Raw genomic sequence first — 23,685 nt, 5'->3', positions numbered from 1 at the left:
CCCTATTTCGTTGGAAATAGGGGGTTTTCGCGTTGTCGACGGATCAGCGCGTGCCGGCGCCCGAACCCGAGCCGCTGCCCGTGGACGGCGTCGCGGCCGGCGTCTGCATGCCCCACTGCCAGTCGCCCGCACCGTCGGAGTAGTTGTACAGGCCGACCGAGTTCTTCACGACGATCGGGTCACCACTGCCGAACTGGTCGTAGAACCACTTCGCGTTGTCGGGCGAGAGGTTGATGCAGCCGTGGCTGACGTTGCGCTTGCCCTGGTCGGAGACCGACCACGGGGCGCTGTGCACGAACGCGCCGCTGTTGTCGATACGGACCGCCCAGTTGACCTTCAGCTTGTAACCCTGCGGCGAGTCGACGGGGACGCCGTAGGTCGACGAGTCCATCACGATGTCCGGGAACTTCTCCAGCACGTAGTAGGTGCCGTTCTTGGTCTCGTCGCCGGTCTTGCCCATCGACATCGGGAAGGTCTTCTCCACGACGCCGTTGCGGCTGATGGTCATCTGGTGCGTCGCGTTGTCCGCGGTGGCGACCAGCGAGTCACCGGTGCGGAAGCTGGACTTGGTGCCTGCGGCGTCGATGTTCACGACGGTGTTGGCCGGCCAGAAGGCGATGGGCCGCCAGCGCAGCTGCGTGTCGGTCACCCAATAGAACATGCCGGGCACCGGCGGGTTGGACGAGATGTGCACCGCATCCTGCGCCATCTGCTTGTTGGCGATGGGCCGCGGGAAGTTGATGTAGATCGGCTTGGCCACCCCCACCATGGACCCGTTCACCGGGTTGAAGGTCGGCGGGTTGAACGGCGGCTGGCCGACGAACGGCGTCGGGTTCTGGCCGGCCGGGGTACCCGCCGGGATCGGCTGGGGTTCGCCCGGGATCGGGGCACCCGGGATGACGGGAGCGGGCGCGACGGGCGCGCCCGGAGCCAGCGGGTCACCGACCGGCGGGATCGGCGGCGGCAAGGGAGCCTCCGTGGGGAGACCCGGGTCGATCGGCGCGGCCGCCACACCGGGGTCCGGCGCATCCGGGTCGGCCAGCGCCGACGGGGTTGCGACGGTCATTCCGGCGACCAGTCCGGCCGCCACGACCGCGGTCAGAAGCTTGCTCTTGTTCCACTGCGGCATCCGCCACCTCCAGTTCACAACGTCCCCAGTCTCTCATAGCGCGCTGACCGGCCCCTGCCGCGAAAGCCCGTCACACCCCGATCACGGCCCTGTCGAAGGCCGCTGAACTGCACTGTTGATCGCCCCAGATATGTCGGGCGTTACTCCCACCGGCCGCGGTGGAGACCCCGGAAACGCCACGGGCGGGTGTCCAAGCCCCACGGATCCGCGCACAATCGACCGTGTGATTGTTGCCTTCAGCGTCAGCCCGATGGGTGGTGACGAGTCCGGCGGCGTCGGTGCGGCCGTCGCCGCGGCCGTGCGGGTGGTGCGCGAGTCGGGTCTGCCCAACGAGACCAACGCGATGTTCACGAACATCGAAGGCGAGTGGGACGAGGTGATGGCCGTGGTCAAACGGGCCGTGGACGCGGTGGCGGCGGCGTCCCCTCGCGTCAGCCTGGTCCTCAAAGCCGACATCCGCCCCGGCTACACCGGCCAGCTGACCGCGAAGGTCCAGCGCATCGAGGACGAACTCGGCACGTAGCGCGGTCGTGGCTGGACGCGGCGAGTCGGACGCCGTGCCGGGCATTAGCCCCGCGGCACGATCACAACGTCGGGCTCGGAGTCAGGAACGGACCAACCGCGCGATCGCCGCGGAGGCCTCGGCCAGCTTCTGCTCGGCCTCGTCGCCGCCGACCGCCACCGCATGGCTCACGCAATGCCCCAGGTGGTCGTCGAGCAGCGCCAGCGCGACCGACTGCAGCGCGCTGTTCACCGCGCTGATCTGCGTCAACACGTCGATGCAGTACTTGTCCTCGTCGATCATCTTCGCGATGCCGCGGACCTGTCCCTCGACCCGCCGCAGCCGCTTGGCGTAGTTATCCTTGTTGGGCGAGTAGCCGTGCTGGGGCTCGGCGTGGCCTGCCTCAGGTGCGCCCGACTCTTCTGCCGTCATGAGCCCAGCGTACCGCATACCCCTTAGGGGTATCCAATGAAATTCGGTTTGCCGGCGATTGGCATACTTACCTGCATGTCTTCTGACCAGCCCGATATCAAGCCCCGCAGCCGCGACGTCACCGACGGCCTGGAGAAAACCGCAGCCCGCGGCATGCTGCGCGCGGTAGGGATGGGTGACGACGACTGGGTCAAGCCGCAGATCGGCGTCGGATCGTCGTGGAACGAGATCACCCCCTGCAACATGTCGCTGCAGCGGCTGGCGCAGTCGGTCAAGGAGGGCGTGCACGCCGCCGGCGGTTACCCGCTGGAGTTCGGCACCATCTCCGTCTCCGACGGCATCTCGATGGGCCACGAGGGCATGCACTTCTCGCTGGTGTCGCGTGAGGTCATCGCCGACAGCGTCGAGACCGTCATGCAGGCCGAGCGCCTGGACGGCTCGGTGCTGCTCGCCGGCTGCGACAAGTCGATCCCCGGCATGCTGATGGCCGCCGCCCGGCTGAACCTGGCCAGCGTCTTCTTCTACAACGGCTCGATCATGCCCGGCGTCGCGAAGCTGACCGACGGCACCGAGAAGGAAGTCACCATCATCGACGCCTTCGAAGCGGTCGGCGCGTGCGCCCGCGGGCTGATGTCCCGCGAGGACGTCGACATCATCGAGCGCGCGATCTGTCCGGGTGAGGGTGCCTGTGGCGGTATGTACACCGCCAACACCATGGCCTCGGCGGCTGAGGCCCTCGGTATGTCGTTGCCGGGCAGCGCTTCTCCCGTCGCCATCGACAAGCGCCGCGACGAGTTCGCCCGCAAATCCGGTGAGGCCGTCGTCGAGATGCTGCGCCGCGGCATCACCGCCCGCGACATCCTGACCAAGGAAGCGTTCGAGAACGCCATCGCCGTCGTCATGGCCTTCGGTGGTTCCACCAATGCGGTGCTGCATCTGCTGGCCATCGCCCGCGAGGCCGAGGTCGAGCTGACCCTTGCCGACTTCACCCGCATCGGCAACAAGGTGCCGCACCTGGCCGACGTGAAGCCCTTCGGCCGCCACGTGATGAAGGACGTCGACGAGATCGGCGGCGTGCCCGTCGTCATGCGCGCACTGCTGGATGCCGGTCTGCTGCACGGTGATTGCCTCACCGTGACCGGCAAGACCATGGCCGAGAACCTCGCCCACATCGCGCCGCCCGACCCGGACGGCAAGGTGCTGCGCGCGATGAACAACCCGATCCACCCGACGGGCGGCATCACCATCCTGCACGGCTCGCTGGCTCCCGAAGGCGCCGTCGTGAAGTCGGCCGGCTTCGATTCCGACGTATTCGAGGGCACCGCAAGGGTTTTCGAGCGCGAGCGCGCCGCCCTGGATGCACTGGAGGACGGCACCATCACGCACGGCGACGTCGTCGTCATCCGCTACGAGGGCCCCAAGGGCGGCCCGGGCATGCGCGAGATGCTGGCCATCACCGGCGCCATCAAGGGCGCCGGCCTGGGCAAGGACGTGCTGCTGATGACCGACGGCCGCTTCTCGGGCGGCACGACGGGCCTGTGCGTCGGGCACATCGCGCCGGAGGCCGTCGACGGCGGCCCCATCGCCTTCGTGCGCGACGGTGACCGCATCCGCCTCGACGTCGCCAACGGCAAGCTGGACCTGCTGGTCGACGAGGCCGAACTGGCTTCGCGCCGTGAGGGATTCGAGCCGCTGCCGCCGCGCTACAAGACCGGCGTGCTGGCCAAGTACACCAAGCTGGTCCAGTCCGCCGCCGTCGGCGCCGTCTGCACCTAACCGGGATTTGTGCACGATTTTCCGCGGTAGACGCGGAAAATCGTGCACAAATCACTCTGTGGGCGCATGAGAGGAGGCCGTCATGGCCAGCACACTGCCCACCAATCCGTCCCTGGACAAGCTGCGCGTCGAAGCCCGAAAGCTGCAACGGGCCAACGGCATCGCACTGCACGCCGCCCAGCTCACCGTCGCCCGTCGTTATGGCTTCACCGGATGGCCGGCGCTCGTGCACTACCTGCGGCTCGCCGCCGATCTGAGCGTCGATCCGGGAGCCGTCGACGACGACACCCTCGACCCGGCCGACCGGTTCTGCTCGTGGGCATCCCTGCGCTACGACGAATCCGATGCCCCGCCCCGCTGGCAGTCGGCCGCCGACCTGCTCGCCGCCGAGCCCGAGGTGGTCACCCGCAGCATCTGGGCCGCGGCCGCCGCCTCGGATCCGATCGCGATTTCCGATCACCTCGCCAGGCAGCCGGCACTGGCCAACACCGCTGGCGGACCGTTCGGCTGGGTCCCCCTGATGCACCTCTGCTACTCCCGTATTCCCCTGGGCCGCAGTGCAACTGACGTCGTGACGGCCGCGACGCTGCTACTGGACGCCGGTGCCGACCCGAACGGCGGATACCTGTGGTGCGGCATGTCGACGCCGTTCACGCTGTTGACCGGGGTGTTCGGCGAAGGCGAGCAAGGGCCGCGGCGGCAGCCCCGGCATCCGCACGCCGCCGAACTCGCGACACTGCTCCTGCGCCGCGGCGCCCACCCGGTCGACCAGCAGACGCTCTACAACCGGATGTTCCGCCCCGACAATTCGCACCTGGAACTGCTGTTCGCCCACGGGCTCGCCGACGCCGGTCCCAGTCCGTGGGAGAGCCGCCTGGGCGAGGCCATGGAGACCCGAGAACAGATGTGGCAGCGGCAGATTCAGTGGGCGGCGGCGCACGGATTCAGTGACCGCCTCGCGCTGCTCGAGCGGCAGGGCATCGACGTCTCCGGCGCCGAACTCATCACGCGGGCCTTTCCCGACGATCCGAACGCCCGCGACGACGAGGACGCGACGCCGCTGCACCAGGCCGCCTGGGAGGGCGACCTGGAGCTGATCCGGCGGCTGCTGAAGGCGGGCGCCGACCCGTCGCTCACCGACGGCCGGTTCGGCTCGACCCCGTTGCAGTGGGCCCAGCACGCCTATCAGACCGAGGCTGCGGACCTGCTGCGCGCCGCGACTTCCGCCACCACTTCCGAGTACCACTGAAACAGCTTGATGCGTTGCGGGGCATCGCTTTTAAGCAGCTCCGTCCAGCAGTCCGCGACCCTCGCACGGGCTGCCACGCCGATCCACGGTTGTGGCAACAACTCCGGCGGCAGCAGTGGGTCGGGCTCGACCGCACGGCTGAACTCGGCCGCCAGTTCGATCGCGATGGTGAGCTGCGCGGTCGGGGCGGCATCCGGCAATGCGGACAGTGCACGTTCGGCGACGGTGAGCAGGCGGCGGTGCCGTTCGGCAATGTCGTCCAGGGGCCAGAGGAGGCCGGCGGCGGCACGTGGCTCGACGGTGCCACCGACGGTCAAATCGGTGGTCGTCAATGTGGTGACGTGCTCGGCAATCGCCAATTGTCCTGCTGCATCGGCTATCTCGCTGCCCCAGTCGTTCGGGGAGACGTAGAGACCACCTTGGATGGCGGCGCCGCCAAGACGCACGATCGCATCACGCATGGCGTCACGCGCCGGCCGGACAGACTCCGGGACCGCGAACGCCACCACGTGCCAGCGACCGTCCCATGGCGCGTCGCCCCGGTCCTGGGCATACATGAGCCGCAGATAGTCCAGGTCCGGCGTGATGGTGCTGCGCAGCTCATCCGTTGCACGCAGCACAGCTTTTCGGCCACGCCCGTCCTGGACGAACTGCCCGTCGGCGACCAGTCGTTTGATGCACAACCGCACCTGCTGGTCCGTCATGCCGAGCTCGCCCGCGACGTCGTACAGCGCCCCGGCGTCGATGGTCGCGTCGTCCCGCAGCATGCTCTCGACGAGCGTGCGGGTCGGCACTTCGATGGGTGCGTCTTCCAACGGTCAGCTCCTTGCGCCCGCGGCACGACGGGCGGGGCTCCCAAGTCTAGGCACGCTCGTCCCGTTCCACGACGACCAGCGGCCGGTCGGCGGGCTGATCGAGCCGGCGGGCAAGGTCGGCGAAGAACCGCGGCGCGTCGATGACGGCGTCGGGCGGGTGCACTCCCGGGTGCCGGACGGTGCCGTCGACGATCTGCGCCAGGCCCACCGCCAGCGGGATGCCGGTGGCCCGGGCCATGTCGCCGAACAACCCTGCCCCCGCACCGGACAGGTCGAGGTGGGCCAGCACCATGTGGTCGCGTCCAGCGCGGCTACCGGATACCGCGGCGAAGAACGGCGGCAGCGTTCCCGGCCCTCTGCTGCGTAGGGACGACGGGACAGATCGCAAGTAGCGCAACAGGTTCGGTTTCGCGAATTGCAGGGCCGCCGTCTCGTGCGTCAACCGGCGCCCGTCGGTGTCGCGGCGCAGCACGTCGAGATACGCCAGCGTCGGCGGCCGGATCACCATGAGGTTGACGGCATCGCCGCTGAGTCCGAGCGTGCGCCGCAACGTGATGGGCTCGGGATGACCCACCGTGTACGCGGTGCCGCGGCGACCGCGCGGCAAGGTCAGCTGCACCGGCCGCAACGGGCGCTCGAACGTCAGCTGTCCGCCACGGACGGTGCAGATCTTGCCGCTGCTCTGCAGCATCCAGTGCACGGCCGCCGCCGAGGGCCGGCCGTCGGGCCCCAACAGCACCTCACCGCCGTCACCGCCCGACCCGGGCACATCCACCGGCCATGCGGTGTAGGCGTCGCGCACGGTGTCGAGTTCGGCGGCCGCGGTTGCGGCGAGCAGATTGCTCACGCCCGGGCTGGCTCCCATCCCGATGACGGCGCAAACGCCTGCGGCACGGGCGCTTTCGTCCAGTTCGAGCATCTCCACCGTCGGTTCCCAGTCGTCGCAGATGTCGACGTAGTGCGTGCCCGCCGCGATCGCCGCGCGCAGCACGGGGACCCCGAAGCGGTAGTACGGCCCGACGGTGTTGACGACGAGGTCGGCCCGCTCGAGCGCTTCACGTAGCGCCGGGCCGTCGGTGACGTCGATCTGGGCGGCGCTGACCGGAACCCGGGCTTCGGCGAGTTGGCCGCACAACCGGTCGGCGGCGGCGCCATCGCGGTCCGCGACGACGATCTCGTCGACCCCGGGCAGCTGCGCGGCGAGCCGAACGGCGACCGTGCCCATCGCGCCCGGGCCGCCCAACGCGAGGATCCTCATCGGGCCTCCTTGGCGGCCGGCAGTTCCTGCACGTAACGCCGGAGATTGTCGAGATAGCTGGGTGCGTAGATCTGCCGAAGTGCGAAAGTTCCTATCACGTAGGCCTTTACGCTGTCGGGATTGTTCTCCAGGTCTTCCTTGGCGAGGCTGTGCGACGCGTGCGGGTAGGTCTGGACCGTCAGCAGATCGGGACGTACCAGTGCACGGTAGACACGCTCGGTCTCGGCCACGTCGACATTCCGATCAGCCTCGCCGAGCTCGAGCAGCACCGGGACGGAGAGACGCGGCAGCGTCGCGCTGACGTCGGCGCGGTAGTTGCGCGCGACGAAACCCCAGCGGTCCGCGGACATCGGCGACGCGTCGATGCCGGCCAGGCGGTACTGGTGGTAGGTGGCGCCGCCCTGCAGCAGCTGGTTCGTCCGCTCCCGCCGAGCCAGGGCCGCCGTCAGTTCGTCCTGCGGCGCCGCACGCGCCCGCAGTTCGGCGCGCAGGTCGTATTCGCCCTGTCGCAGCCAATTGATCGCTGGGCCAACGAGAATCATGAACTGCAGGTCCGGCTTGCGCACCGCCACCTCGGGCGCCACCCAGCCGCCCTGGCTGATTGCCCAGATGCCGATCCGGCGTGGATCGATGTCCGCCCGGCTTCGAGCCCAGTCGATCGCGGCGCTCGTCTCGTCGGCCCGGTCGGCCATGCTCTGGTTCAGCCAGTTGCCGGGAGCGCCGCCGATGCCGGGCTTGTTCCACGACAACGACGCATAGCCGGCTTTCGCGAAGGACTCCCAGATGGGCCGGTAGAACCCGTCGCGGCCGGCATCGGCGGGACCGTCACCGTGGACGAACACCACCAGGCCGAACGGCCCGTTCCCCGTCTTCGGCAGGGCAAGGACTCCGTCGAGCGGCTGCGCCGGCGCCGGGATCGTGACGCGCTGCTCGCGGATCGCGAAGTCGTTGGCGTACAGCACCCAACCGCCCGCCGACAGCGCCACCGCGACAACAGCGCCCAAGGCGATCAGCGTGCGACGCACCCAGCCGGGCAGTCGACGAGTCGACGCAGAACTATCACTCATGTCACGATCGTAGCGTGATTGATAGTTTTATGTCGGTGGCGTCGGCCACACCCCGCTCGCGGTAGATCCCAGCGGCTAGCTGAACTGCGCGTGGAGCTGCGGCAGGAAGCCGGCGAGGTGGTTCATCTCCTGCGCGCAGTGCACCAGCAGATCGCGCGGGTGCGGCAGCTGACGCGCGGCGAGAACCCGAAAAGCGTGATCTGCCAAGGACTTACCCGCACGGAAGCTGACGTGCTGCCCGCCCATCCAGAACCTGGAGCGCATCTCGGCGCCGTCGGCCGTCGGCCGCACTTGATGGACGAGCCAGCCGATGTCGACCGGGATGTCCGCCGAGCCGAGGCGAGCGACGATGGCCAGCCCGGCGTGCCCTTGCGAAGCGGGATCGACGAACTGGATCGCCACCGAGCTCAGCGACGAGCCGAGGTACTCCTCGACCAGTGAGGTCCGGCCGACGTAGGCCAGATCGTCGCGGCCGTCGCGCCACTGCGCCGATACGTGCGCCCGCGGATGCCACAGCTTGTAGCGGCGCGCGTCGCAGCCGTGCCAGCCGAACCACCAGTCCCACATCTCGGGCGTCACACCAGGCATGTCGGTGCGGACGGCGACGGTGTAGCCGCCGTCGGACAGCGTGCCGTAGCCGTTCTCGGTCTGCTGGTAACCGTCCGCGGCCAACGGATCGTCGAAGTCGGGCAACACCGGACCGGCCTGCGGCCCATGCTCAAGCGCCTCGACCACATGACGTGGCAGCGCCGCCATCTCCGGATTGAAGAACCTGCCGAACGGTGTGTCCGCGTCGTCGCCGCGGTAACCCAGGTAGCTCATCTCCGTCCCATCCAGGCGTAGAACCGACCTTCCGGGTCATATTGTGCGCGCACCGCGTCCAGTCGCGCCATCGCCGCGTCGGTGGCGAACCGGGCCGGGCGGGCCCCCAGATTCTCGTCGGCCAGCTGTATGCCGGTGGCCAGGTGGGACATCGCCGACATGTTGGAGCGGGCCCAGTCGCCGTACTTCTCGTCGTCGGCGGCGTCCGACCAGCCCGCGTAGAGCGCCAGGTAGACCTCGTCCTCGAGGCTGTAGGCCATGTCCTGCCGCGCCGGCGACGGCCCCCAGTTCAGCCAGAGGAAATGTGACGGGTGCGGCGGCATGGTCTCGAGGATGTTCCGCACGCCCGGCAGCAACTCGGCCGTCGACGCCGACGTCCACATGTTGTCCGCGGCGTAGCGGTGGTCATTCAGGTAGTTGCTCATCACCGCGTCGTACCAGGTGGGCAGGTTCGTCGGCGCGTACGGCACCGCCATCAGGGCGTGTGGCCGGGCCGGGCACGTATCCAGCAGTGCCACCGCATCTTTCGCGTCGTCGTCGCTGTCGGCGAACACCGGTGAGGCCAGCACGATGCCCGGCGTATCCAGGCCCGAACTCGGCATGGCCCGGGAGGCGACGATCTGCAGCTCCACCCGGCGGTCCACGTCGGCGCTGATGGCGCGGGCCCACGCGTATATGTCGTCGGCGGCCTCGAAAGGGTAGACGTACAGGCTGCTGCCGCACACCGGAGGCTTCGGGTAGAGACGCAGGTGGAACGCCGTCACGACGCCGAAGAACCCGGGACCGGATCCCCTTGCCGCCCAATATAAATCGCGGTGACGCGCGGCGTCGCAGCGAATCTGCTCACCGTCAGCGGTGACCACTTCGAGCGCCAGCACGCTTTCGCAGGCCGGCCCCAGCACGCGGCTGTTCCACCCGTAGCCGCCTTGCAGCAGGTAACCGCCGAGCCGCACGCCCCGGCAGTGGCCCGACGGGAAGAACAGGCCCTGCTGCTCCAGTTCGGTCGCCAGCACGCTGCCGCCTTTTCCGGGCCCCACCACGGCGGTCATCGCATCGCGATCCACCCGGCAGGTGTCCAGCCGGCTCACGTCGAGCAGCATGCCGCCGTCGCGCAGGTGGTTGGCCGACCAACTGTGCCCGCCGGACCGGACACCGACCGCCAAATTGTTCGCACCGGCGTACCGGACCGCCACCACAACGTCTGCCGTGCACGATGCCTGCACGATGACGTCCGGAAAGCGCTGCGGCACAAGGGCATTCCACACCGTCTCGCAGCGCGCCTCGTCGTAGCCCGCGTCGCCGCGGCGGAAATGTCGGACCTCGGCCAAAGCTGTCACCGCGACTCCTCACGCCTCGACGCCCCAGCGAAACGTAACACCGGGAATCGGCGGTTGCGTCAAATTCGCGTTGCGGACCTATGCGGTCGTGAGCACCGCCCGACCACCGACAGGATTGGCCAGCGGCACGACGATCGTGCCGGGCATGATCATCATGGTGCAGACCATGCGTTCGCGATCCGACCGCCGGCCGGCCGTCAATGTGACCGTCACGGCCCGGTCTGTCTCCACCGCGGTGGCGTGCACCCCGTAGCAGTCGGGCGATCCGAGCGAAATATTCAGCGCCACGGCTGGTTCCGGGTCCAGCCGGCTCCAGGACTCCGCGGCCAACGGATGGGGGTCGACGATCGCCGGATCGTCGACGAACGTCGTCCCCGCCGAGACTGGCACCTCCGGTAGCGGCGTCGCGTCGGCCGAGGCCGTCGGCGCGAGGCCGACGGCCAGCGCGAGTCCCGCGGCGACGACCCTGAGCACTACTTTCCTACCCGCGCCACGGCGAAGCCGTCCCAGCCCTTGGCGCCGACCGTCTGGATGGCGGCAGCCTCGAGACGCGGGTGGTTGCCCACCAGCTCGAGCATGTTGCGCACGCCTTGCGCCTGCAGATCATCGGCGGCCGGATCGAGCACCCGGCCCATGCGCGTGACATTGTCGACGACGATCACCGCGCCGGGCGCCGCCAGTCGCACCGCCCAGTCGACGTAGGCAGTGTTGTTCTCCTTGTCGGCGTCGATGAAGAAGAAGTCGAACTGCTCGCCGCGCTCCGCCAGCTGCGGCAGGGTGTCCAGCGCCGCTCCGACCAGCACCTCCACCTGATCCGCGACGCCGGCCCGCTCGAAGTTGGCGCGCGCGACGGCGGCGTGTTCCGGGGAGTACTCCAACGTCGTCACGCGGCCCTCGGCGCCGATACCGCGCGCGAGGTTGATGGTGCTGTAGCCCGCGAGTGTGCCGATCTCCAGCACCCGGGTTGCGCCACTGATGGTCGCCAACAGCGACAACAACTTTCCGTGCTGGGCAGACACCTCGATGGCCGGCATACCGGCCGTCACGGCCGACTGACGGGCCGCGGCGAGTACGTCATCCTCGGTGTGCAGCACCCGGTTGAACATCTCGTCGACAGCCTGCGGTTCGGGTTGCGTCATGGCCCCAGGTTAGCGCGGGAGAATCAGGTCCCCAGATTGGCCGATTCCCCGTCGGCGGGGCCCGCCGACCACTTGAATGACGGCTATGTCAAATCATTTCACGGGCCTCAGCCTCGGCCCGCCGCTGGGCGACCAGCGCCTGGACCTCTGCGATCTGTACGCGTTCCAATCGCCGGCCGACCCGGCGCGCACGGTGCTGATCCTCAACGCCAACCCCAACGCCGACACGCTGCATCCCGATGCGATCTACCGTCTCGCCATCGACAACGACGGCGACCTGCGCAACGACATCGCATTCAGCTATGTCTTCTCGGAGCCGGACTCGGGACGGCAGACCGTCGATGTCTACCTGGCAACCGGAGAGGCCGCTGAGTCACCGGAAGCGGTGGGCGACAAGATCTTCGAGGGCGTCGAGGTGGCGTTCGGCAAGGAGCCGGCGATCGCGGAGTCCGGCGACTACACGTTCTTCGCCGGCGCCCGCAGCGACGCCTTCTTCTTCGACTTCGACGGCATCAAGAACCTGTTCGACATCAGGGGTGGCCGCAACTTCACCGCCCTGCACCTCAGCGGCGAATTCCCTTGGACCGGAGTGGATTCCAACACCCAGGCCAACGTGTGCTCGATGGTCCTGGAACTGCCGACCGCGCAGCTGCTGGGCACCACGCCCGACATCCGGATCTGGGGCCGCTGCAGCGTCCGCCGCGACGGCACGCTGCTGCACGTCGACCGCGCCGGGCATCCGTCGGTCAGCAGCTTCTTCAACACCGATGACACCAAAGAGGAGTACAACGCGAGCGAGCCGGAGCACGACCGGGACCGCTGGATGCCGATGTTCGTGCACCTCCTCGGGCACACCGGTGGTTACACCGACGAGGAGGCGGTTGCCGCAGTCGACGCCAAGGGCATCCTGCCCGACATGCTGACGTTCAACCCGGCACTGCCGGCCAAGTACCCGAACGGGCGGGTGTTCACCGACGACGTCATCGACTACCGGCTGGCCTCGCTGACCAAGGGCGACTGCCCGCCGTCCGGCTTGCGCCCGCACACCGACACCCTGCAGGTCTTCCCGTATCTGGGGCCGCCGCATTAGACGATCACCAGAGGGACGCTCGACGGCCGCGAGCGTGCGCAAAGTGCACGCCAAATGCGGCGTGTCCAGGTACAAACACGGACGCTCGCGGGAAAGGGGTAGCGCACGGGGAAAGGGGTAGCGCACGCGGGGAAAAGGGTCAGCGCACACCCTCTTTGGCGTAGACCACCCTCAGCACATGCCCTACTTCGGGTCCCATCACCATGTCGGCCAGGTCGCAGAACGCCGCGGTGAACGCCGGACCGTGCGGCGGCACCGCGGCGGACAGGTGGTGTGCCACCTCGTGCAGGACGACCAATTCCCGCAGCGCCCAAGTGGATTGGCGTTCGGGCACGGCGATGACCGCGCCGCCGTCACCGGATTCGTAGTGTGCGGCCGTCACTCCCCGGCGCGCTCGTACCGCCACCACACCGGCGTCCGGCCACCGAGCCGCCACCGCCGGCATGGCCAACACCTGGTCGACGTAGCGCCGCACCGCGTCGACGGATCCGAAGCGCGCCTCGGGCGGCAACGTCAGCTGCGTCCCGAAGAACTCGACGGCCCGGTTGCCGCGTTCCCCGGCACGGTCGAACAACGTACGCACGAACTGCTCAGCGGCATACACCGCGGACCGTTGAACGTCCCGGGTCATCGCTCCAGAGCCGTACGCGCACCGGACAATTCGGGGCTGGGGCCCAGCCGCGCCCGGCGCCCGGCCCGGTCCCCGGCCCGCCGCGCCGCCGACGAGTAACCGGCCGACGCGCTCGTCGCCCGCCAGCTCCCCCGCGCCTGCGACGTCTTCTTGTAGAACGACACCAGCTCGAGATCCTTGTTGCGCAACGCAAGCGCTGTCCCGGGCTGGTCGGCACTCTCGGCCGTCGCCGCCTGCCGGGCCTCCTCGCGCGCGTCGACCAGCCGCTGCCCGACGCGCGCGCCGAATGCCAGCTGGAAATTGAGCCGGGCGGTGATGGTCGGCGTCGGCCGGTGCGCACCCGTCGAGATGTAGGCATCCGACGACTTGACCATCTGCACCACCACGCTGGCGTACAGCGCGTGGGTGGCGTCGATGTCCTCGGCGAACCCGTAGGCGTAGACGAACGTCGAGTTGGACGCGATGTCGCATTTCACGTCGTTGGCCCGTGCGATCAGCACGAACAACTGCACGAACGTGCGCAGGCCCCGGGTGCCGGCCTCCCCGATGGTGACGGTGCGCTGCACCGGCTCCTGCGCCGCGGTCCGGGTCGCCGAATGCGCCCGCGCCACCGCCAGATCGATCGACGTCGTGGTGGCCAGCCGCTGGGCGGTCGCCATGAACGCCTCGGCCTCGTGCGGGTTGTCGGTGTTCTCGGCCTGCCGCAGCAGCGCCGCGATCCGCGCCAGCATCTTGTCGTCACTCATGCTCGCGACATTATGGGACGGATACGACGTTTCTGCGCGCGCGACGTGTCGTCGGCGTCCTTGCAACCGCTGTCAGTCGGGCGGCTCCTGCGCTTCGGCCGGTTCCTCTTCGACGTCGGGCGTTTCGTCACGGCCGGTGGCGCTGGCGCGGCGAAGTTCGTCGACGGCGCTGGTCGGTCGCTTGGCCTCGCCGGTCTCGACGTCGGCGTCGGTGTACGTACCCCGCGAGCCGGGATCATCCTTGGTCATGGCAGTCCGTCCTGTTCGTCGGTCCTACGGCGCCACGAGGCACCGCACCGGGCAGCCGTCGTGCTGCAGGTATACCCACCGATGAGGGTTGAACACCTCCTACAGGTGCGCAGTCCAAGGTGCGCGGGCTGTTGTCCGCCACGACTGAACCGTGGTGACGACTACTTGCCGACGAATCCGTCCAGCGCGCCGGTCAGCTGCGGCGACAGCGGCGCCTTGTTGGCGTAGTTGGCGACGTTGTCGGTCGGATCGTCGCGCAGCACGTGACTGACGCCCTTCAGCGGAACCACCGTCAGCGCGGTGTGCGCCAGCGCGGCGATCAGCGGCTGCTCCGCATCGCAGAACGCCTGGACGTCCGAATCCGAACAGGTCAGCAGCACCGGAGTGCCGTTCGGCAGCTTCGCCGCCAGGGCGAGCGGGTCGATGGCGTCGGCCTCCAGCACCGCCTTGGCGTTGGCAGGGTTGAGGATGGCGCTCAGACCTTCGGGCAGCTTGGCCGGCGGGGTCCCGGTGGCGCGCGTCGACGCGACGGCGTCGGTCCATTCCTTCAGCACCTGGTCGGCCTGCTGCCGCGTCTTGGCGCCGGCCTTCACATCGGCGTCGACCGACGACCGCACCCGGTTGGTGATGACGTCCAGATACCGGCCGGCCAGTGGCTGCAGCAGCGCGAGCGAGTGGATCTTCGGGGCATCCGGACTGGTGTCGGTCGCGAGCGCCAGCGCGTGGACGGTGCCCTCGCCCAACCCGTACACCGAGATTCGGGCGGTGTCGGTGCCCTTCTGCTCGGACAGGAACTTCACGGCCGCCTTCGCGCCGGCGGTGTACACCGCGCTGCCCACGTCGCGCAGGTTCTGGGCGTGCGGGCCGACGCCGGTCTTGCCGGTGCCGACCTTGTCGTACCGCAGGCTGTCGACCTTCTTGTCGGACAGGTACTCGGCGAGCTGCCGCATGTTGCCGACCTTGCCGGCGACGGCGTTGTCACCGTTGCGGTCGGTCTGGCCGCTCTCGGAGATCAGCAACACCGTCGGCGCCGCGGCGGCGCCGGGCACATGGCGGTAGCTGCCGTGGATGGTCAGGCCGTCGGCGACGAAGCTGACGTCCTCGTCGACCCAGTCACCGCCGCCGCCGGGCTTGTCCGAACCGCACGCCGCCAGCGCCAGCACCGCCAGCCAAACCAGCAGGCGCACAGCCCATTTCACGCGAACACCCCGGTCACAGTCGCACTTCGATCCAGCTCACGACGTCGTCGAGCACCACTGCCTTCTCGGGCTCGTTGAACACCTCGTGGTACAGCTCCGGGTAGACCTTCAGCGCCACGTCGGACGAGCCGACGCACTCCACCAGCTTGCGGCTGCCGGCCACCGGGACGAGCTTGTCCTCCTCGCCGTGCACCACCAGCAGCGGTGCGGTGAGCGCGGCGGCGCGCTGCGGCATGGTCTCGCCGACCCCGATCAGCACCTTGCCCACCCCGGCGGGCACCTTGCCGTGGTAGACGAGCGGGTCGGCGTTGTAGGCCGCGACCACCTCGGGATCACGCGACACCGCGTCGAACGGCAGGCTCTGCGCGGGCAGCCCGGGCAGGATGGAGCCCAGCAGCTTGGCCGCCAGCGCCAACGGCAGGCCGACCTGGGACCGGGCGTCGACCGCGGGACCGGACAGCACCATGAGGTGATAGTCGTCGGGGTGCTCGACGCCGTACGCGAACACGATGCCGCCGCCCATGCTGTGGCCGAGTACGACGCGCTTCAGCTCGGGGTATTCGGCGGTCGCGATGCCGACCAGGTGGTGAAAGTCGCCGGTGTACTCGGAGATGTCGCGGACCAGCACGCGCTTGCCGCCCGAGCGGCCATGGCCGCGGTGGTCGAGCGCGAAGGTGATCAGACCGGCCTCACCGAACCGTTGCGCGACATGGTCGTAACGACGCGCGTGCTCACCGAAACCGTGGGATAGCACCACCACGCCCGTCGGGTCGGTCTCGGGCACCCAGACGTCGTAGACGATCTTGGTGCCGCCGATACCGTCGAAGCTACGTTCGCTGCGGGTCGTGGCCATGGAGAGACAATATCCGGGGTCCGGCCCGGGCGCGTCCGTCGCCGCCGTGACGCCCGCCGGATGTCACACCCCCTGCGTACCCTGGGTCACGTGAATGTCCTCAGAGAAGACGCGGCAGCCGCACCGGCACTGTCCAGGGACGCGTTCCTGGCCGACGCCCAACGGCACCGGCGCGAGCTGCTGGCCCACTGTTACCGCATGACCGGTTCTCTGCACGACGCCGAGGACCTGGTGCAGGAGACCTACCTGCGCGCCTGGAAGGCCTACGACAACTTCGAGGGCAAGTCGTCGGTGCGGACGTGGCTGTACCGCATCGCCACCAACACCTGCCTGACTTCATTGGAGGGCCGTCAGCGCCGGCCGTTGCCGTCGGGGCTCGGCCAGCCCGCGGCCGACCCGCAGGCCGAGATCACCGAGCGCACCGACACCGCCTGGCTCGAGCCGCTGCCCGACGTGCATGACGCACCGGGTGATCCGCAGACCATCGTCGGCTCCCGCGAGTCGGTGCGGCTGGCGTTCATCGCTGCGCTGCAACATCTTTCGCCGCGGCAGCGCGCCGTTCTGGTGCTGCGCGACGTGCTGCAGTGGAAGGCCGCCGAGGTCGGCGAGGCCGTCGGCACGTCCACCGCCGCCGTCAACAGCCTGCTGCAACGGGCGCGCGCCCAGCTCGACGCCGTCGGCCCCAGCCAGGACGACGTCCTGGTCGCCCCGGAGTCCGACGAAGCCAAGGACCTGCTGGCCAAGTACGTCAATGCCTTCGAGTCGTACGACATGGATGCGCTGGTCAAGCTGTTCACCGCCGATTCGGTGTGGGAGATGCCGCCGTTCGACACCTGGTACTCCGGCCCGCGGGACATCGTCGAGCTGTCCCGGTTCAAATGCCCTGCCGAGCACCCGGGCGACATGCGGTTCGTCGTCACCACCGCCAACGGGCAGTCCGCCGCGGGCATGTACATGCGCAACCCCGAGACCGGCCGGCACGAGGCGTTCCAGCTGCACGTGCTGGACATCAAGGCCGACGGTATCTCGCACGTCGTCGCGTTCATGGACCCGACGCTGTTCGAGAAGTTCGGGCTCGCGCCCAGCCTCTGACCGCTACCCAAACGGTAGGGATCTCCCTTATATCTCCACGTGTCGATCGCCGATACGTTCAGTGGCACAGCCTCGTGACCTGCTGACGAAAGGGATCGATCATGAAAATCGTGTTGCTCGGTGCCGCCGTGCTCACCGCAGCCACTGCCGTTCTGGCGGCCCCGGCGGCGACCGCGAGCCCCGGCTCGTTCCTGGAGGAAATCAGCATCAACGGGGCCACCCTGCCGGGCAAGACGCCCGACCAGATGGTGGCGGCCGGCCAGGGCGTCTGCAAAGACCTGCGCGGCGGCGTCACGGTTCTCGACGAGATGACAGTGGTCGAGAAGGCGTACGCCTTCAACCAGGGCGCGCTGTTCGTCAGCGCCTCGACGACGCACCTGTGCCCCGACTTCGCGGCCGGGTAGTTCAGCCCGGGCGCGGCGTCGACGCCGGCCGGGCGACGAGCGCCGCGGGACACTAGCCACCCTAGTCTGCAGGTGACTGGCGAGTAGGTTCTTAGTTACCATCTACGCAGTTCAGAGCGCCTCTATACCATCATTCTGGAACGTGTTCCTACTTTGTGGCTATGATCTTCGTCATGAAGACCAAAGGCGCTCTGCTGTGGGAAGTGAACTCCCCGTTCCAGGTCGAGGAGATCGACCTCGGTGACCCTGTTGCCGACGAAGTACAGATCCAGATGCATGCCGCCGGCATGTGCCACTCCGACTACCACCTGACCACCGGCGCGACCCCGATGCCGCTGCCCTGTCTCGGTGGGCACGAGGGCGCGGGCGTCGTCACCAAGGTCGGCAAGAACGTCACCGGCATCGAAGAGGGCGACCACGTCATCCTCGCCTTCATCCCGGCCTGCGGCTCCTGCCCGCCGTGCATGAAGGGCTTCCGCTCGCTGTGCGACCGCGGCGCCGTCCTGCTGGGTGGCAAGGCGATCGCCGACGGCACCAACCGCATTCACACCGCCGGCGGCAAAGAGGTCGCGGCAATGAACCTGCTGGGCACCTTCGCGCCGTACATGACGGTCCACAAGGACTCTGTCGTCAAAATCGACAAGGACATCCCGTTCGAGTCGGCCGCCATCATGGGCTGCGCCGTGCCGACCGGCTTCGGCTCGGCCACCAACGTGGCCCAGGTCCAGCCCGGTGAGACCGTCGCCATCGTCGGCGTCGGCGGCATCGGCATGAGCGCACTGCAGGGCGCCGTGATCTCGGGCGCCAAGCACGTCATCGCCATCGACCCCAACCCGTGGAAGCGCGAGCAGGCCATCAAGTTCGGTGCGACGCACGTGTACGCCTCGATGACCGAGGCCATCGCGCCGATGATCGACCTCACCTGGGGCCTGATGGCCGACAAGGTCATCATCGCCGTCGGCGAGATGAAGGGCGAGTACATCGAAGAGGCCATGATCCTGACGGCCAAGACCGGCACCTGCGTCGTCACCGGCATGGGCTCGATGATGGACGCCGACGTCAAGCTGAACCTGTTCCTGTTCACCATGTTGCAGAAGACGTTGAAGGGCAACATCTTCGGTGGCGGCAGCTCGCACATCGAGACCCCGCGCCTGGCCGCGCTGTACAAGTCCGGGCTGCTGAACATCGATGACATGATCACGCGGACCTACAAGCTCGAGAACATCAACCAGGGCTACCAGGACATGCTGGACGGCAACAACATTCGCGGCGTCGTCACCTTCGACGAGTCCGACTGGTAACTGTTTCTCGCGAACAGTCGCAAAACCCCCAATTTTCCTGGAAATTGGGGGTTTTCGCGTTTCCGCCGCCGTCAGGACGTCCCCCCGGCTCGGCCGGAAAAGTACCTGAATGCAATCGAAGTGGCGATCTGCCGATGGTCAGTGCATTCATGGACCTCTGGCAGCCTGGAGCGTTACCTGACTTCAATCACAATGGCCGCCAGTGCGAATTGACTGAACCCACGGATTTCTCCGCCCCGGCTTTCATCTCGCGTGGGCGTTGAGTGCGAACTGAGCGCGTAGAAGTTCGAGTGAGCATGTGCGTAGGTTCGCGGTCAACGCGCGGTTGCGGGCACTCGACTAATAGCTACTGCGGTGAGTCCACAGTGGGCTCCGACGGCGTATCGGGCTCTGCCGGTGCGCTGCTCTTGTGACGCGAGCCGGTCCACTTGACGAAGACGTAGAGCGCCCCGCCGAGGACCGCGAGCGGAATCAGCCACGGCAGCAGGAAGCCGAAAGCCAGGACCAGGTGAGAACCGAAGGCCCACAACGTATCCCAGCCTCGCTCGACCTGTCCGAAGAAGCCGTGATAGCGCTCCGGCGCGGGACCGCCGGTGCGCTCAGCGGTGATCTGGACATCGACGGAGCTGTAGGTGATCTGGTCGCGGAGGGTGTCACGCTGCGCCTGCAGGCTCTGCAGCTCGGCCTGCCGCGACGACAGTGCGTCCTCGGCCTTGATCAGCGCATCGGGGTCTTTCGAGTCCCGCATGATTCCGAGTAACCGGTCCACCGACGTCTTCAGCGCGGTGATCCGGGCGTCGAGGTCGACGCGGCGTGCGGTGACGTCGTCGGTCTTGACCTCGAGTGTCTGAACAGTCCCGAGTCCCTTGAGGGAGGCCAGGGCGGCGTCGAGCCCGTTGGCGGGGACTCTCAGCACCAGGTGAACGCTCGCGCGGCCGGACGTCGACCCGGCGTCGTCCGAGCGCTCGTCGACTCGACCAGCCGCCTTGTCGACGATCGCGGTGGCTTTGTCCGCCGCGGCTGCCGGGTCGGCGGCAACGAGGATCAGTGACGCGGTCTTGACGACATCGCGCGCCGGATCGACCGGCGGCGCGGGCGCCTCCGGGGCGCCGCCTTTGAAGTCCGCACCGGCCCCGCCCTTCAGCGGCGCCGCCGCCGGCGCCGACTCGGAATGCCGCGTCGAGTTGCCGCCGCTACACCCGGCCACCAACCACAATGAGGCGATCAACAACGCGAGAAAAGCGATCGGCCGGAACCGCATGCGACTCATGCCTGCCCAGCGTACCGACGGTTTCACAGGAATTCGGTGGGGAATGTCCAGCCACGGGTTGCGCCGAACGCAACTGCACGGCGCCACGAGGCCGGTTTCTCCGCCGTCCAGTTGCGTTGGCCGCCGCTGCGAAGGTTTCATCGGATCGCGTCGGCGCTCCCGTCCCAAAACACCGAAAACCCCCAATCCCGTTGGGGATTGGGGGTTTTCGAAACCGGCTGAGGGACTACTACTTCGGAGGCATCCGGATGCCACCGTCGACGCGGACGACCTCGGCGTTCATGTACGAGTTGGTCAGCAGCTCGACGACCATGGAGGCCAGCTCTTCGGGCTTGCCCAGGCGGTGCGGGAACAGCACCGACTCGCCGAGCTTGGCCTTGAAGGCCTCCGAGGCTTCGCCCTCGCCGTAGATCGGGGTGTCGATCAGGCCGGGGGCCACGGTGTTCACGCGGATGCCGACAGCCGACAGGTCGCGCGCGACCGGCAGGGTCAGGCCCACGACGCCACCCTTGGACGACGAGTACGCGGCCTGGCCGATCTGGCCGTCGAACGCCGCGACGCTGGTCATGTTGACGATGGCACCACGCTCACCGGCCTCGGTGAAGTCGTTCTTGCTCATCTGGGTGGCGGCGATGCGGATGCAGTCGAAGGTGCCGACCAGGTTGATGTCGAGAACCTTCTTGTACAGGTCCAGGTTGTGCGCCGACTCGAACTCGCCGTCCTTGCCGATGGTGCGCTGGGCCCAGCCGACACCGGCCGAGTTCACCAGGGCACGCAGCGGGCCGAGGTCAGCGGCGGTCTTGACCGCGTCGATGATCTGCTCGGTGTTGGTGACGTCGACGGTGACGAAGACGCCGCCGATCTCCTTGGCGAGCGCCTCGCCCTTCTCGGCCTGGAGGTCGGCAATGACGACCCGGGCACCCTTGGCGGCCAACTGACGGGCAACAGCCGCACCGATTCCTGACGCGCCGCCGGTGACGACCGCGCTAGCTCCATTGATATCCACGCCGACAGCGTATGCGAGGCCGTCCGCTCACCGGGACGGACCTGGCAAAGCTCAGGCGGCGTGCTTGCCGCTACCCGATTCCGGCGCGCGGTGCTTGCCGCCGGTCGACGACGGGGCCCGGTGCCGGCCTGTTCCCGCGTTGTCGGCGTCGGCTTTCGTCGCGGACGAATCCGCGCTCTCTGCATTGCCTTTGGGCTTCGGCGCCTTGGTGGTCTTGGTGGTCTTGGGCTTGCCCGCCTTGCCTTCGCCCTTGTCCGTCCCCTTGGTCGCGTCGACGGGCTTGCTGTCGTCCGGCGCCGCCTTGTCGTTCGCCGCACCCGTCGCCGCCGTCGGCCCGGCGGCAGCGTCCTTGGCATGTTTGGGTTTCGTGAGGTCCTTCGTCGTCGGTTCAGCCGACGGGGACTCGGCGGGCGTCGTGGATGCCGGCTCGGTCGCTGTCGTGCCCGTCGTCTGCGTGCCGGTCGCCGCGGTGGTGGGCGTCGCGGCGATGGCCGTGGGCGTCGATGGCTTGGACTTGTTGGTCGTCGCAGCCGGGGCGGAGGCCGCGACCGCGGTGGGCGTCGGGGTTGCGGCGACCGACGACGGCAGCGCACCCAGACTCAACAGGTTGCCGCCCTTGCTGATCACCGAGATCGCCTGCGAGATGGCGTTCGGCATCGAGACCGGGCCGGTGAACGCTTTCTCGAATCCCGTGACCAGTGACGTCATCAGGCGGGGAACCACCTTCGACCAGTCGATGTGCGGCAGGGTCCCGAACTGCACCGGGGTGGCCGCGGTGTTCAGGGTGCGCAGGTACTGACCCGAAGCGGCATCCCAGTACGCGTCCGAGTAGCCCAGATTCACCAGACTGGTCAGGACCGGCGACAGCGCGTTGCCCAACCGGTAGGCGACGTTCCCGACAGGCGTCAGGCCGACGAGGTTCAACGCATCACCGGCGAGGTAGACCGGCTCCAGCAGTGGCAGCTGGTTCGCCGCGGCCGTCAGGTAGATGTTGGTGTTGGCCGAACCGCCGCCCGCCAGATTCGTGACCATCGACTCGAGCTGCGTGATCAGCTGACCGGCCGCCGTGGCCTGGTCGACGCCGCGCAGGATGTACGTCGGCATCAGCCCCGCGGCCAGGTTGTTCAACAGCGTCACCGGGTTCGCCCAGGCCGCGAAGTCGGACAGCGGCTGGTACTCGACGGTCGCGTCGATCTTGACGGGCACCAGGTTCGCACCGCCGAGAGCCAGCCCGGTACCGCCGAGCGCGGTGCCGCCGCTGCTGGTGATCGCGACGTCCGGGGTGACGGCGTTGATGCCCAGCATCCGCAGGAATGACGAGAATCGCGCCAGCACACCGCCATTGGCGCGGCCCGCGTTGTTGAGCAGAATCTCCGGCAACAGGGTCAGGCTGCCGGCGATCGACGTGGCACCCGTGTAGTTGAGCCCGCCCGGCTGCGACGACAACTTGGCCAGCACGTCCCGGTAGGCCGCGCCGGCCGAGAACGCGCCCAGGCCGCTGGCCACCACGATGGGCACTCGGACCGACCCGACGTCCAGCGACGGGATGGCGTCGACGACGCCGAGCACCGCGCTGCTCAGCACGCCCGTCAACGCCCCGGACACCGTGCCGGACAGTCCGCTGGTGGCGCCGGTGACCACGGTCCCGACGACGCTCGTGACCGTGCTGCTCACGGTGCTGTTGACCAAAGTGCTGATACTCGTCCCATCGGTGAGGCCGGTGACCAGACCGCCGATGAGGGGATCGGCACGTAGCTCAGGCCCAGGTCGCCGACGGCGGTGCTGATGGCGGTCGTCAGTGCCGTGGTCAGAGTGCTGGTGCTGCCGACCGTGCCGTCCACGGTGCTGGTCAGGGCGCTGGTCAGCGCAGTCGTCAGCGAGGTGGTGAGTGAGCTCGTCAGAGTGCTGGTGAGTGCGGTGGTCAGGATGGGCGTCAGGCTCGTCGCCAGTGCACCGGTATTGAGTGCGTTGGTGAGGTTGGTCGCCAGCGCGTCCTTCAGGGTGTCGGTGCCGAGCGTGAGGTACGCCGTGTTGTTGACGCGGTCTGCGATGGCCGTTTCGGTGCCCGGGGTCCAGCCGACGTCGACGCCCAGCAGCCTGGCCAGCGTGAAGGCCGGGCCTGCGGTGGTCACGGAGATGGCGTTGCTGTCGACGAGGCTGCCGAGGTTCAACCCGGCGAGGTCGAGCAGCGTGCCGACGCCGATGTTGCCCGCGGCGTCCTGGAAACCCGCGGCCTGCAGCAGTGGGTTCACCAGATCGCCGAGGTTGCCGGTGACGATGCCGCTCAATGCACCGGTGAGCGTGCCGCCGAGGCCGTT

25 protein-coding genes are annotated in these 23,685 nt (G+C 68.3%); 7 read left to right on the top strand and 18 right to left on the bottom strand.

Translation table 11 applies throughout. From position 1 onward, the window contains the following. Nucleotides 1-43: 43 nt before the first annotated feature. The gene (locus ACJEIK_RS00815; protein ID WP_061006520.1) at nucleotides 44-1,129 is read right to left on the bottom strand and encodes a L,D-transpeptidase family protein; all 1,086 of its coding nucleotides are present in this window, start codon (nucleotides 1,127-1,129) and stop codon (nucleotides 44-46) included. 223 nt (nucleotides 1,130-1,352) lie between these two features. On the opposite strand from ACJEIK_RS00815, the gene ACJEIK_RS00810 reads away from it, so the two are divergent. Beyond that, the gene (locus tag ACJEIK_RS00810) at nucleotides 1,353-1,652 is read left to right on the top strand and encodes an MTH1187 family thiamine-binding protein (RefSeq protein ID WP_061006521.1); all 300 of its coding nucleotides are present in this window, start codon (nucleotides 1,353-1,355) and stop codon (nucleotides 1,650-1,652) included. An 81-nt stretch (nucleotides 1,653-1,733) separates the two neighbouring features. Here ACJEIK_RS00810 and ACJEIK_RS00805 read toward each other — a convergent pair whose 3' ends face one another. Then, entirely contained in the window at nucleotides 1,734-2,063 is a 330-nt protein-coding gene (locus tag ACJEIK_RS00805; RefSeq protein ID WP_135357933.1) for a metal-sensitive transcriptional regulator, read from the bottom strand. Between the two features lie 75 nt (nucleotides 2,064-2,138). On the opposite strand from ACJEIK_RS00805, the gene ilvD reads away from it, so the two are divergent. Both ilvD and ACJEIK_RS00795 read left to right on the top strand, forming a co-directional pair. Then, nucleotides 2,139-3,839: a dihydroxy-acid dehydratase gene (gene ilvD / locus ACJEIK_RS00800; RefSeq protein WP_135357934.1), complete on the top strand. Its 1,701-nt coding sequence runs from the start codon at nucleotides 2,139-2,141 to the stop codon at nucleotides 3,837-3,839. Between the two features lie 82 nt (nucleotides 3,840-3,921). Continuing rightward, nucleotides 3,922-5,088: an ankyrin repeat domain-containing protein gene (locus ACJEIK_RS00795; protein WP_135357935.1), complete on the top strand. Its 1,167-nt coding sequence runs from the start codon at nucleotides 3,922-3,924 to the stop codon at nucleotides 5,086-5,088. On the opposite strand, the gene ACJEIK_RS00790 is transcribed toward ACJEIK_RS00795, so the two are convergent. The 7 genes from ACJEIK_RS00790 to ACJEIK_RS00760 all read right to left on the bottom strand — a co-directional run bounded on the left by ACJEIK_RS00790 (nucleotide 5,025) and on the right by ACJEIK_RS00760 (nucleotide 11,526). Then, complete coding sequence (locus tag ACJEIK_RS00790; protein WP_167838134.1) at nucleotides 5,025-5,855, bottom strand: PaaX family transcriptional regulator C-terminal domain-containing protein; 831 nt, start codon at nucleotides 5,853-5,855, stop codon at nucleotides 5,025-5,027. The two genes, ACJEIK_RS00795 and ACJEIK_RS00790, sit on opposite strands and share 64 nt — an antisense overlap. Nucleotides 5,856-5,949: 94 nt before the next feature. Then, a complete protein-coding gene (locus ACJEIK_RS00785) occupies nucleotides 5,950-7,161 on the bottom strand; it encodes a saccharopine dehydrogenase family protein (protein ID WP_409430865.1) in 1,212 nt (403 codons plus the stop codon). Continuing rightward, the gene (locus ACJEIK_RS00780) at nucleotides 7,158-8,228 is read right to left on the bottom strand and encodes an alpha/beta hydrolase family protein (RefSeq protein WP_409430864.1); all 1,071 of its coding nucleotides are present in this window, start codon (nucleotides 8,226-8,228) and stop codon (nucleotides 7,158-7,160) included. Before ACJEIK_RS00780 ends, ACJEIK_RS00785 begins: the two co-directional genes overlap by 4 nt. 75 nt (nucleotides 8,229-8,303) lie before the next feature. Continuing rightward, a complete protein-coding gene (locus tag ACJEIK_RS00775) occupies nucleotides 8,304-9,050 on the bottom strand; it encodes a DAPG hydrolase family protein (RefSeq protein ID WP_133425791.1) in 747 nt (248 codons plus the stop codon). Next, on the bottom strand, nucleotides 9,047-10,387 hold the full coding sequence (locus ACJEIK_RS00770) for an FAD-binding oxidoreductase (protein ID WP_409430863.1): 1,341 nt from the start codon (nucleotides 10,385-10,387) through the stop codon (nucleotides 9,047-9,049). The genes ACJEIK_RS00775 and ACJEIK_RS00770 overlap by 4 nt, the downstream gene beginning before the upstream one ends. Nucleotides 10,388-10,465: 78 nt before the next feature. Next, nucleotides 10,466-10,861, bottom strand: a complete 396-nt coding sequence (locus ACJEIK_RS00765) for a hypothetical protein (protein ID WP_409430862.1) — start codon at nucleotides 10,859-10,861, stop codon at nucleotides 10,466-10,468. Further along, complete coding sequence (locus ACJEIK_RS00760; protein WP_409430861.1) at nucleotides 10,861-11,526, bottom strand: O-methyltransferase; 666 nt, start codon at nucleotides 11,524-11,526, stop codon at nucleotides 10,861-10,863. The genes ACJEIK_RS00765 and ACJEIK_RS00760 overlap by 1 nt, the downstream gene beginning before the upstream one ends. A gap of 85 nt (nucleotides 11,527-11,611) precedes the next feature. Here ACJEIK_RS00760 and ACJEIK_RS00755 point away from each other — a divergent pair, with 85 nt between their 5' ends. After that, entirely contained in the window at nucleotides 11,612-12,616 is a 1,005-nt protein-coding gene (locus tag ACJEIK_RS00755) for a DUF4331 family protein (protein WP_267324440.1), read from the top strand. Between the two features lie 139 nt (nucleotides 12,617-12,755). Here ACJEIK_RS00755 and ACJEIK_RS00750 read toward each other — a convergent pair whose 3' ends face one another. From ACJEIK_RS00750 to ACJEIK_RS00730, 5 genes are all read right to left on the bottom strand, one after another. Then, nucleotides 12,756-13,247 carry a TIGR04338 family metallohydrolase gene (locus ACJEIK_RS00750; RefSeq protein WP_133425789.1) on the bottom strand — a complete coding sequence of 164 codons (492 nt, stop codon included), beginning with the start codon at nucleotides 13,245-13,247 and terminating at the stop codon, nucleotides 12,756-12,758. Next, entirely contained in the window at nucleotides 13,244-13,993 is a 750-nt protein-coding gene (locus ACJEIK_RS00745) for a DUF2786 domain-containing protein (RefSeq protein WP_060999201.1), read from the bottom strand. The genes ACJEIK_RS00750 and ACJEIK_RS00745 overlap by 4 nt, the downstream gene beginning before the upstream one ends. A gap of 72 nt (nucleotides 13,994-14,065) precedes the next feature. Beyond that, nucleotides 14,066-14,242: a hypothetical protein gene (locus ACJEIK_RS00740; protein ID WP_162563285.1), complete on the bottom strand. Its 177-nt coding sequence runs from the start codon at nucleotides 14,240-14,242 to the stop codon at nucleotides 14,066-14,068. A gap of 161 nt (nucleotides 14,243-14,403) precedes the next feature. After that, nucleotides 14,404-15,441, bottom strand: coding sequence for an alpha/beta hydrolase family protein (locus ACJEIK_RS00735; protein ID WP_409430860.1), 1,038 nt, complete (start codon nucleotides 15,439-15,441; stop codon nucleotides 14,404-14,406). Between the two features lie 13 nt (nucleotides 15,442-15,454). After that, nucleotides 15,455-16,294: an alpha/beta hydrolase gene (locus tag ACJEIK_RS00730; protein WP_406783916.1), complete on the bottom strand. Its 840-nt coding sequence runs from the start codon at nucleotides 16,292-16,294 to the stop codon at nucleotides 15,455-15,457. 60 nt (nucleotides 16,295-16,354) lie between these two features. Between ACJEIK_RS00730 and ACJEIK_RS00725 the strand changes: the two genes are divergently transcribed. The 3 genes from ACJEIK_RS00725 (at nucleotide 16,355) to ACJEIK_RS00715 (ending at nucleotide 19,091) form a co-directional block, all read left to right on the top strand. Next, complete coding sequence (locus ACJEIK_RS00725) at nucleotides 16,355-17,386, top strand: sigma-70 family RNA polymerase sigma factor (RefSeq protein WP_135357658.1); 1,032 nt, start codon at nucleotides 16,355-16,357, stop codon at nucleotides 17,384-17,386. A gap of 101 nt (nucleotides 17,387-17,487) precedes the next feature. Beyond that, on the top strand, nucleotides 17,488-17,790 hold the full coding sequence (locus tag ACJEIK_RS00720; protein ID WP_060999194.1) for a DUF732 domain-containing protein: 303 nt from the start codon (nucleotides 17,488-17,490) through the stop codon (nucleotides 17,788-17,790). 173 nt (nucleotides 17,791-17,963) lie between these two features. Continuing rightward, complete coding sequence (locus tag ACJEIK_RS00715; protein WP_267324439.1) at nucleotides 17,964-19,091, top strand: NDMA-dependent alcohol dehydrogenase; 1,128 nt, start codon at nucleotides 17,964-17,966, stop codon at nucleotides 19,089-19,091. Nucleotides 19,092-19,437: 346 nt separating this feature from the next. Here ACJEIK_RS00715 and ACJEIK_RS00710 read toward each other — a convergent pair whose 3' ends face one another. The 4 genes from ACJEIK_RS00710 to ACJEIK_RS00695 form a co-directional block, all read right to left on the bottom strand. Beyond that, entirely contained in the window at nucleotides 19,438-20,361 is a 924-nt protein-coding gene (locus ACJEIK_RS00710) for a DUF4349 domain-containing protein (RefSeq protein ID WP_060999192.1), read from the bottom strand. Nucleotides 20,362-20,590: 229 nt separating this feature from the next. After that, nucleotides 20,591-21,367, bottom strand: a complete 777-nt coding sequence (locus ACJEIK_RS00705) for an SDR family NAD(P)-dependent oxidoreductase (protein ID WP_043985653.1) — start codon at nucleotides 21,365-21,367, stop codon at nucleotides 20,591-20,593. Nucleotides 21,368-21,418: 51 nt separating this feature from the next. Next, nucleotides 21,419-23,041, bottom strand: coding sequence for a hypothetical protein (locus tag ACJEIK_RS00700; RefSeq protein ID WP_064858553.1), 1,623 nt, complete (start codon nucleotides 23,039-23,041; stop codon nucleotides 21,419-21,421). After that, entirely contained in the window at nucleotides 23,038-23,655 is a 618-nt protein-coding gene (locus ACJEIK_RS00695; RefSeq protein ID WP_064858554.1) for a hypothetical protein, read from the bottom strand. Before ACJEIK_RS00695 ends, ACJEIK_RS00700 begins: the two co-directional genes overlap by 4 nt. Between the last annotated feature and the right edge of the window lie 30 nt (nucleotides 23,656-23,685).

The sequence above is a fragment of the Mycobacterium sp. SMC-16 genome (assembly GCF_046250085.1).
GTDB classification, from domain to species: Bacteria; Actinomycetota; Actinomycetes; order Mycobacteriales; family Mycobacteriaceae; genus Mycobacterium; species Mycobacterium phocaicum.
The sequence above is the reverse complement of the archived record's forward strand: the minus strand, read 5'-3'. Positions and strand labels throughout refer to the sequence as shown.

Coding starts and splice junctions, on each gene's coding strand:
- ACJEIK_RS00815 (WP_061006520.1), bottom strand. CDS start 1,129: ATGCCGCAGTGGAACAAGAGCAAGCTTCTGACCGCGGTCGTGGCGGCC.
- ACJEIK_RS00740 (WP_162563285.1), bottom strand. CDS start 14,242: ATGACCAAGGATGATCCCGGCTCGCGGGGTACGTACACCGACGCCGAC.
- ACJEIK_RS00750 (WP_133425789.1), bottom strand. CDS start 13,247: ATGACCCGGGACGTTCAACGGTCCGCGGTGTATGCCGCTGAGCAGTTC.
- ACJEIK_RS00730 (WP_406783916.1), bottom strand. CDS start 16,294: ATGGCCACGACCCGCAGCGAACGTAGCTTCGACGGTATCGGCGGCACC.
- ACJEIK_RS00795 (WP_135357935.1), top strand. CDS start 3,922: ATGGCCAGCACACTGCCCACCAATCCGTCCCTGGACAAGCTGCGCGTC.
- ACJEIK_RS00785 (WP_409430865.1), bottom strand. CDS start 7,161: ATGAGGATCCTCGCGTTGGGCGGCCCGGGCGCGATGGGCACGGTCGCC.
- ACJEIK_RS00805 (WP_135357933.1), bottom strand. CDS start 2,063: ATGACGGCAGAAGAGTCGGGCGCACCTGAGGCAGGCCACGCCGAGCCC.
- ACJEIK_RS00710 (WP_060999192.1), bottom strand. CDS start 20,361: ATGAGTCGCATGCGGTTCCGGCCGATCGCTTTTCTCGCGTTGTTGATC.
- ACJEIK_RS00725 (WP_135357658.1), top strand. CDS start 16,355: ATGTCACACCCCCTGCGTACCCTGGGTCACGTGAATGTCCTCAGAGAA.
- ACJEIK_RS00720 (WP_060999194.1), top strand. CDS start 17,488: ATGAAAATCGTGTTGCTCGGTGCCGCCGTGCTCACCGCAGCCACTGCC.
- ACJEIK_RS00715 (WP_267324439.1), top strand. CDS start 17,964: ATGAAGACCAAAGGCGCTCTGCTGTGGGAAGTGAACTCCCCGTTCCAG.
- ACJEIK_RS00775 (WP_133425791.1), bottom strand. CDS start 9,050: ATGAGCTACCTGGGTTACCGCGGCGACGACGCGGACACACCGTTCGGC.
- ACJEIK_RS00790 (WP_167838134.1), bottom strand. CDS start 5,855: ATGCTGCGGGACGACGCGACCATCGACGCCGGGGCGCTGTACGACGTC.
- ACJEIK_RS00760 (WP_409430861.1), bottom strand. CDS start 11,526: ATGACGCAACCCGAACCGCAGGCTGTCGACGAGATGTTCAACCGGGTG.
- ACJEIK_RS00755 (WP_267324440.1), top strand. CDS start 11,612: ATGTCAAATCATTTCACGGGCCTCAGCCTCGGCCCGCCGCTGGGCGAC.
- ACJEIK_RS00745 (WP_060999201.1), bottom strand. CDS start 13,993: ATGAGTGACGACAAGATGCTGGCGCGGATCGCGGCGCTGCTGCGGCAG.
- ACJEIK_RS00780 (WP_409430864.1), bottom strand. CDS start 8,228: ATGAGTGATAGTTCTGCGTCGACTCGTCGACTGCCCGGCTGGGTGCGT.
- ilvD (WP_135357934.1), top strand. CDS start 2,139: ATGTCTTCTGACCAGCCCGATATCAAGCCCCGCAGCCGCGACGTCACC.